Raw genomic sequence first — 6,293 nt, 5'->3', positions numbered from 1 at the left:
TCGACCCGGCCCCCACCGTTAAAAACCCCTCTTTTTTGGTCGGCAGGTTCTTTTGTGTATAAGAGACCGGCGGGGGCCACCCCGGGGGCCCCGCCGCGGGCGGCGAGCCACGGGTGCGGGTCGATCGGGGCGCCGTAGAGGGAGCCGTCCGGCACGTGCACCTCGTAGTGCAGGTGGGGGCCGGTGGACTGGCCGCGGTTGCCGACGGTGGCGATGACGTCACCGGCGTTCACGTGCTGACCGACCTGCACCAGGATCTCGTTGACGTGGCCGAACACACCGATGGTGCCGTCGTCCTGCTGGACCCGGACCCACAGACCGAAGCCGGAAGCCGGACCGGTCTCGATCACGGTACCGTCGGTGACGGCGAAGACGGGCGCGCCGATCGGGTCACCGAAGTCGATGCCGTTGTGCGACTCGCCCCAGCGGGCGCCGTAGTAGGAGGTCAGCCTGCCGTTGACCGGGCGGACGGTCTGCGGGCGCGGCGGCGGCGGGGGCGGGGCGATGACCGGCAGCGGCGGCAGCTCGGGCAGCGCGAGGGCGACCGCTTCGCGGTGCTCTTCCCACGCGATCGGGGCCGACGCGGGGGCCTCGCCCTGCGGGCCCTGGGCCTCGGCGGGGGTGTAGGCGACGAAACGGTACGGTGACTGGCCCGCGGTGATGGCCTGGGTGGCGCCCGCGGTGATGCTGGTGTCGGAAGTCGGGGTCTCGGGCCCACCGAAGGCGGCGGCGGAGGTTCCCACGAGTGCGGACAAAGCCACCGCACCCGCGATAACGCCTCGCCCACGGCCGGCGAGGGCATCGGAGACTCGAGCGGATAACGGGTTGGTCACGAACATGTTTCGAACGTAGCGAAACCGTGATGTCGACGGCGACTGATGTGGCTGCCATCACGCCTGGCTATAACCCCAGTTGATCTATAACGACAGCATAACAAAACGGGAGTTTCCGAGGATCGACCGGGAGGAATGCCCAGGTCGCAAGATCGTTGCCGAATATCCCCATCCGGAGGACACTGATTCAGTGGACACTAACGGAGTTCGGGCCATTACGGCCCTGTCCGACCCCACCCGGCGCGCGATCTTCGAGTCGTTACCGCAGGGCCCACGCTCGGTCGCCGACCTGGCCGCGGCCACCGGTATCACCAGCTCGGCGGCCTCGCAGCACCTGCGCGTGCTCCGCGAAGCGCATCTGGTGAGCATGCGCCGCGACGGCAACCGCCACCTCTACTCCCTCGACCCCCGCGGCCTCAGCGACGCCCGCGACTATCTCGAGCAGTTCTGGCCCAGTGCGCTGGCCGCCCACGTGGCCGCGCTGCGCGAAGCGGTCGCCCCGGCTCAGCCCACCCGGCGATAACGCGAGCGGGTCGAGTCCGCCCAGTCCTGCTTGTCCAGCTGCGCGTCCACGGCGGCCACCACCTCGGGCACGCCGATGCGCAGCAGGCCCGGGTCCGGCGAGCGGCCCTCGGGATCGCCCACCTGTCCCGCCCACAACACCGCGTGCCTGCCGAGCAGGTGGGCGGGCGGCCCGCCCCGGCGCGGCGGCGTCGGCCCGAACAGCAGCACGGTGCGGGTGCCGAAGGCGGTCGCCAGATGCGCGACACCGGTATCACCGCTGATCACCAGGGAGGCTTCGGCGACGGTGGCGGCCAGGTCGGTGAGGTTCTGCCTGCCCGCCAGTACCCGGTCGTCGGGCAGGCCCGCCTGCGCGGCCACCTGCACGGCGATCTCGCGTTCGAACGGGTCGCCGGTGAGCACCACGTCCCGGCCGAGCACCAGCAGATGTCGCACGACGGCCGCGAACCGCTCCGGCGGCCACCGCCGGGCGGGGGCGCCCGCGCCGATGTGCACGACGACGCAGTCCCGGCGGCTCAGCGACGCCACCGGCGGCACCAGCCCGAGATTGCGGCGATCGGCCACGATGTCGGCCGACTCCAGCAGCCGGCACCACCGATCCACCACGTGCGCCTCCGGATCCCAGCGGGGACCCGCGAGCTTGGGCAGTGCGGGGGAGCGGTGGCCGATGATCCGGTCGGCGCCGGTATCGGCCAGCGCTCGCGCGCTCGCGCCGTCCGCGCCGTGCAGGTTCACCGCCAGCTCGGGCGCGGGCCCGTCCCAGATCAGTGCGGCCGGATCGGCGGTGGGCACCAGTTCATCGACCGAGGAGATCAGATCGACGATCTGCTCCAATCGATGCGGCGCCGCCAGCACGATCTTGCTGCGTGGTTCGGCCCGGCGCAGAGCACGCAGAGCCGGGACCGCGGCGAGGAGATCACCGAGGCCCCGAGCTTGCAGCACGAGTACAACCGACACTTCCATGACCTACCCGGGAGCAGGGGACGTCAAACGTTCGCGTGGGCAAGGACGTGGTGGCTGTCACGCCACCCCCGCTCAGCGCGTTGCCCGCGGTCGCGACACGATCACGGCCCCAGCTAATGTCCGGAAAACCAGAGCAGCCGGGCATAACATCTCGTCATGACGACAAATACCGTGCTGGAGAGCCCGTTTGCGGCTCTTGCCAAGAAAACCTGGCAAACAATCCTGGTCACCGGCCTCCTCGCGGTGGTCCTCGGCATCATCGTGCTCGTGTGGCCCGGTCCCTCGCTGCTCGTGGCGGGCATTCTGTTCGGTATCTACATGGTTGTCAGCGGCATCTTCCAGTTGATCGCCGCCTTCACCCACCTGCCGAGCACCAGCTTCCGGGTGCTGTCCTTCATCAGCGGTGTGCTGTCGCTGATCATCGGTGTCTTCTGCTTCCGCGACGATTTCGCCTCGATCGTGCTGCTCGGCCTGTTCATCGGCATCAGCTGGCTGTTTCGTGGCATCGCGATCCTGTTCGCCGCCCTCTCGGAGAAGGGCGTCCCCGGCCGCGGCTGGCAGATCTTCTACGGCATCATCAGCGCCATCGCCGGTGTCGTCCTGATCGTGTGGCCGATCAGCTCGCTGACGACCCTCACCCTGGTGGTCGGCATCTTCCTGATCGTCATCGGCATCATGGAGATCATCACGGCCTTCGGCGTCCGCAAGGATTCGCAGGTGCTGGAACAGCAGGCACTCTGACGCCACGGGAAAGTTCGTCTGAGAACGGCCGGTGCCTTCGGGCATCGGCCGCTTTCGTGTGAACTACGCTCGGCATTCATGGAATTCGTTTACAACCTGGTGGTTGTCACCCACCTGCTCGGGATGGCCGCCGTGGTCGGTGGCTTCGCCGCCTCGCGTCCTGTCGTGTCGGAGCTGATGGTCTGGGGCGCGCGTGCGCAGCTGGTCACCGGTGTGATCCTGGCCGGGCTGGCCTCGGGTGTCGATTCGCTCGGCAAAGACCCGGACCACGTCAAGCTGGCGGTGAAGCTGGCGATCTCGGTGATCGTGGTCGCGCTCGCCGAGATGGGCAGGGCCGACGCCAAGCGCGGCAAGCAGATCGACTGGATGACCGACGTCGCGGGCGGCCTCGCGATCGTCAACGTGCTCGTCGCCGCGCTCTGGACCTGATCCGCTCGGCCCGGCAGGCCGTCCGCGCGGATCAGCCCGCCGCGCGGGCCCGGCGCGCCAGTTCGACCGTCGCCGACCGCAATTCGGAGATCTCCGACAGCGGTTCGGAGTAGCCGACCCGGGTACGAGCCACCCCGCGCGGCGTCTCGACCCGCAGTTCCAGCCCGTAGCGGTCGGCGCGCTCGCAGGAGGCGGTGGTCGCGTCGGGGAATCCGCCGAGCCGCTGCGCCATCGCCAGCAGCGCGTCGGCGTGGTCGGCGTTGAGGTGCGCGATGCCCGGCGCGGCGTGCGGCATGATCGGATCCGGCTGGGCGTTCAGGTACTCCTGCGCCGAGGCCGAATCCATCCGCCCGTATCCGCCGACCCAGCGCACCCGCTGCACCCGCAGGATCCACAGCGTGAAATCGCTGTAGTCGATGTAGTACTTCGCGGCGGGGATCGCGGCCAGGTGCGCGGCGCGTGCTGCCTCGGCCTCGGCGCCCACCGGCTGCTCCACCACGCCCGCCAGGGTGATCCGGGTGCCCGCCAGCGGATCGGCCGGGATGTCCGGTGTCACGATGGCGATGCTGGCGCGCGGATCGGCGGCCAGATTGCGGCCGTGCTCGGCCAGTCGCGAGACGCTCAGCACCGGCGCGCCGTCGAGCAGTCCGTAGGTGATGAACGACGCCCACGGCGCCCCGTCTGCCGTCAGGCTGGCCAGGGTGCCCGTATTCGTGGCCGCCGCAATCGTTCTGGCCTCCTCGGCCGCCGAGGGGCGGGCCTCGTTGGCCAGGGGAGCGGTCGGCAGCGGGATGGAGGGTGCGTCGCCGGGGTCGCCGTGGTCGAGAGTCATGGCCACAGCGTATCCACCCGGACTGCCTTGCGTGGGGTGCTCGACAGCCAGCTGTGCAATGCCGCGTAGACCGCGTCGTGATTGAGCAGGCTGAAATGGTTCGCCTCGGGCACATGCAGGCTGTTGACGCCGTCGAAGCCGATCCGGCGGGCCCGGCCGCGACCAGACCCGCTGCCGGTCAGCACCATGCCGTCGCCCACGATCAGGCCGAGCGGATGCTTCGGGCTGCGGGTGAACGTCGCGGTGACGAAGTAGTGCTCGGCGCCGGCGATCAACGGCACCTCACGCACCGCTCGCGCGCGCAGGGTGTCGACGTCCAGATCGCGCCAGTCCTCGTCGACCAGGGAACCGTGGCGCAGATCCCGGATGCCCGCGCTGCGCCTGCGCAGCAGCGTGCCCAGCGGACGGGTCTCGGGCAGCAGATCGAACGCGGCCGCGGCGTAGTGGGCGAGCTGCTCCAGCGGTGCGCCCAGGTGCGGGGAGCCGAGGCACACCACCTGCCGGACCGCGCGCACCCACTGCTCGCCCGCCTCGTCGGCCTGATGGCACGCACTGCGCGCGACCAGCCCGCCCATCGAATGGCCGATCAGGCAGATCTCGTGCACCGGCAGCGGCCAGGCCGCCACCAGCCGTGCCAGCAGGGCGCTGAGCTGTGCCGCGTTCTCGGAGATGTGCAGGCCCGAGTTGTACCGCACGAAGACCGGGGTGTAGCCGAGTTCGTCTTCCAGCCGTTCGCCGTAGGTGGGGCGCCCGCCGAGGCGCCACGCGTGCTCGGTCTCCACCAGCCCGTGCAGGTGCACGACCAGCCGGGTCGTCGGCACGGCGAAATGGGCTGCCAGTTGTTCGGGCGGTACCGGCACGCCGTCGACGCGAAAGGTCATGGGGGAGGACAGGATCGGTGCCTCGTCCTCGAGCGCGTCGCCGATCAGCCCCTGCACCGCGGCCAGGATGCCCGCGCCCCACACGGTGCGCGACGGTGCGGTGACACCAGGAACCTGGACCGCGCTCGCGATCTCGCCCACCACGAACCCGGTCCCGCCGACCACCGCGTACACGCCGTCGGTGATCGCGTCGTGCACGAGCTTCACCGGATCGGCGGCCGGGCCGACGCCCACCCGCACGGCCGCGAACACCCGGTCGGAGATGGCGCGGTGGATGGCCGCGATCCCGTCGACGGCGCCGACGAACTCGTCGCCTGCCAGCCGCGTGAGCGCCTGTACTTCGGCCTGGGATTGGGGGAGCTGCTCGGTCACGAGGCTGAGAGTACAACTGTGCACTGAAAGGTGCTGGGCGTGGGGCAGCTTCGGGACGATGGATGGAGTCTCCCGCTCGCTTTCGTTACCAGTCACAATTAACATGGCGCTACTGCGATATGCGCATCTAACCATATAAATCACTAGATCGAACTTCGGAAAAAGAAACAAGGACGGCGGGGGAGGGCCCGCCGTCCTCACGAACGATCGCCGATTACGGCCGATGCATGATCGCGTACCAGAGCGCACCCATCGTGCCGAGCACGAAAAGCGGAGAGATGACCCAGGTTTCGACCCGGTTCCCGGTCCGCTCGATCAACGGCACCCTGGTCCGCAGCGGGAACGGCCACAGCAGCCGGCAACCCCGCTCGGTGAGGCAGTCACCCAGCAGGTGCGCCAGGCACCCCAGCCCCACACAGATCGGCAGCCACGCGGGCCGGTCGACAATCCAGTGGTCGACGGCGAAGGTGCCCGCCGTCGCCAGCACGATGACCGTCCCGTAGGTCCGCACGCTCTTACCCCGCGGACACAGATGCAGCGACCGCACCCCCAGCGCGAGCAGGAAGAACACCAGGCTCAGCGTGAACGGCCTGCCGAGGTAGTGCTCCCCGGCCCAGGTGGCGGCGACCGCGGCCACCACGAACAGCAGCGAATGGGTGCCGTGGCGATGACCGCCCGAGGCCCAGGAAATGAACCGGCACAGGTGATGTGACACCGGGC

The 6,293-nt window shown here is 69.6% G+C and carries 8 protein-coding genes; 3 read left to right on the top strand and 5 right to left on the bottom strand.

The genetic code is table 11. The features are described 5' to 3' along the window. Window positions 1-761 (bottom strand): M23 family metallopeptidase (locus ACFWPJ_RS11755; RefSeq protein WP_378849899.1); only part of this gene is annotated, 761 nt, incomplete at its 3' end. A 262-nt stretch (window positions 762-1,023) separates the two neighbouring features. Here ACFWPJ_RS11755 and ACFWPJ_RS11750 point away from each other — a divergent pair. Beyond that, on the top strand, window positions 1,024-1,356 hold the full coding sequence (locus tag ACFWPJ_RS11750) for an ArsR/SmtB family transcription factor (RefSeq protein WP_378849897.1): 333 nt from the start codon (window positions 1,024-1,026) through the stop codon (window positions 1,354-1,356). On the opposite strand, the gene ACFWPJ_RS11745 is transcribed toward ACFWPJ_RS11750, so the two are convergent. After that, on the bottom strand, window positions 1,338-2,318 hold the full coding sequence (locus ACFWPJ_RS11745; protein WP_378849895.1) for a glycosyltransferase family 9 protein: 981 nt from the start codon (window positions 2,316-2,318) through the stop codon (window positions 1,338-1,340). The two genes, ACFWPJ_RS11750 and ACFWPJ_RS11745, sit on opposite strands and share 19 nt — an antisense overlap. A gap of 156 nt (window positions 2,319-2,474) precedes the next feature. Between ACFWPJ_RS11745 and ACFWPJ_RS11740 the strand changes: the two genes are divergently transcribed. Further along, entirely contained in the window at window positions 2,475-3,059 is a 585-nt protein-coding gene (locus tag ACFWPJ_RS11740) for an HdeD family acid-resistance protein (protein ID WP_378849893.1), read from the top strand. A gap of 78 nt (window positions 3,060-3,137) precedes the next feature. Then, window positions 3,138-3,488, top strand: a complete 351-nt coding sequence (locus tag ACFWPJ_RS11735; protein ID WP_378849891.1) for a hypothetical protein — start codon at window positions 3,138-3,140, stop codon at window positions 3,486-3,488. Between the two features lie 31 nt (window positions 3,489-3,519). Here the strand turns inward: ACFWPJ_RS11735 and ACFWPJ_RS11730 are convergent, their stop codons facing one another. The 3 genes from ACFWPJ_RS11730 to ACFWPJ_RS11720 form a co-directional block, all read right to left on the bottom strand. Continuing rightward, a complete protein-coding gene (locus ACFWPJ_RS11730) occupies window positions 3,520-4,320 on the bottom strand; it encodes a HugZ family protein (RefSeq protein WP_378849890.1) in 801 nt (266 codons plus the stop codon). Continuing rightward, the gene (locus ACFWPJ_RS11725; protein WP_378849888.1) at window positions 4,317-5,573 is read right to left on the bottom strand and encodes a lipase family alpha/beta hydrolase; all 1,257 of its coding nucleotides are present in this window, start codon (window positions 5,571-5,573) and stop codon (window positions 4,317-4,319) included. Before ACFWPJ_RS11725 ends, ACFWPJ_RS11730 begins: the two co-directional genes overlap by 4 nt. Window positions 5,574-5,787: 214 nt before the next feature. Then, window positions 5,788-6,293 (bottom strand): metal-dependent hydrolase (locus tag ACFWPJ_RS11720; RefSeq protein ID WP_378849886.1); only part of this gene is annotated, 506 nt, incomplete at its 5' end.

This window comes from Nocardia sp. NPDC058497 (assembly GCF_042720195.1).
In the GTDB taxonomy this organism is placed as follows: domain Bacteria; phylum Actinomycetota; class Actinomycetes; order Mycobacteriales; family Mycobacteriaceae; genus Nocardia.
This window is presented reverse-complemented; position numbering and strand designations above follow the sequence as displayed.

Coding starts and splice junctions, on each gene's coding strand:
- ACFWPJ_RS11745 (WP_378849895.1), bottom strand. CDS start 2,318: ATGGAAGTGTCGGTTGTACTCGTGCTGCAAGCTCGGGGCCTCGGTGAT.
- ACFWPJ_RS11740 (WP_378849893.1), top strand. CDS start 2,475: ATGACGACAAATACCGTGCTGGAGAGCCCGTTTGCGGCTCTTGCCAAG.
- ACFWPJ_RS11735 (WP_378849891.1), top strand. CDS start 3,138: ATGGAATTCGTTTACAACCTGGTGGTTGTCACCCACCTGCTCGGGATG.
- ACFWPJ_RS11730 (WP_378849890.1), bottom strand. CDS start 4,320: ATGACTCTCGACCACGGCGACCCCGGCGACGCACCCTCCATCCCGCTG.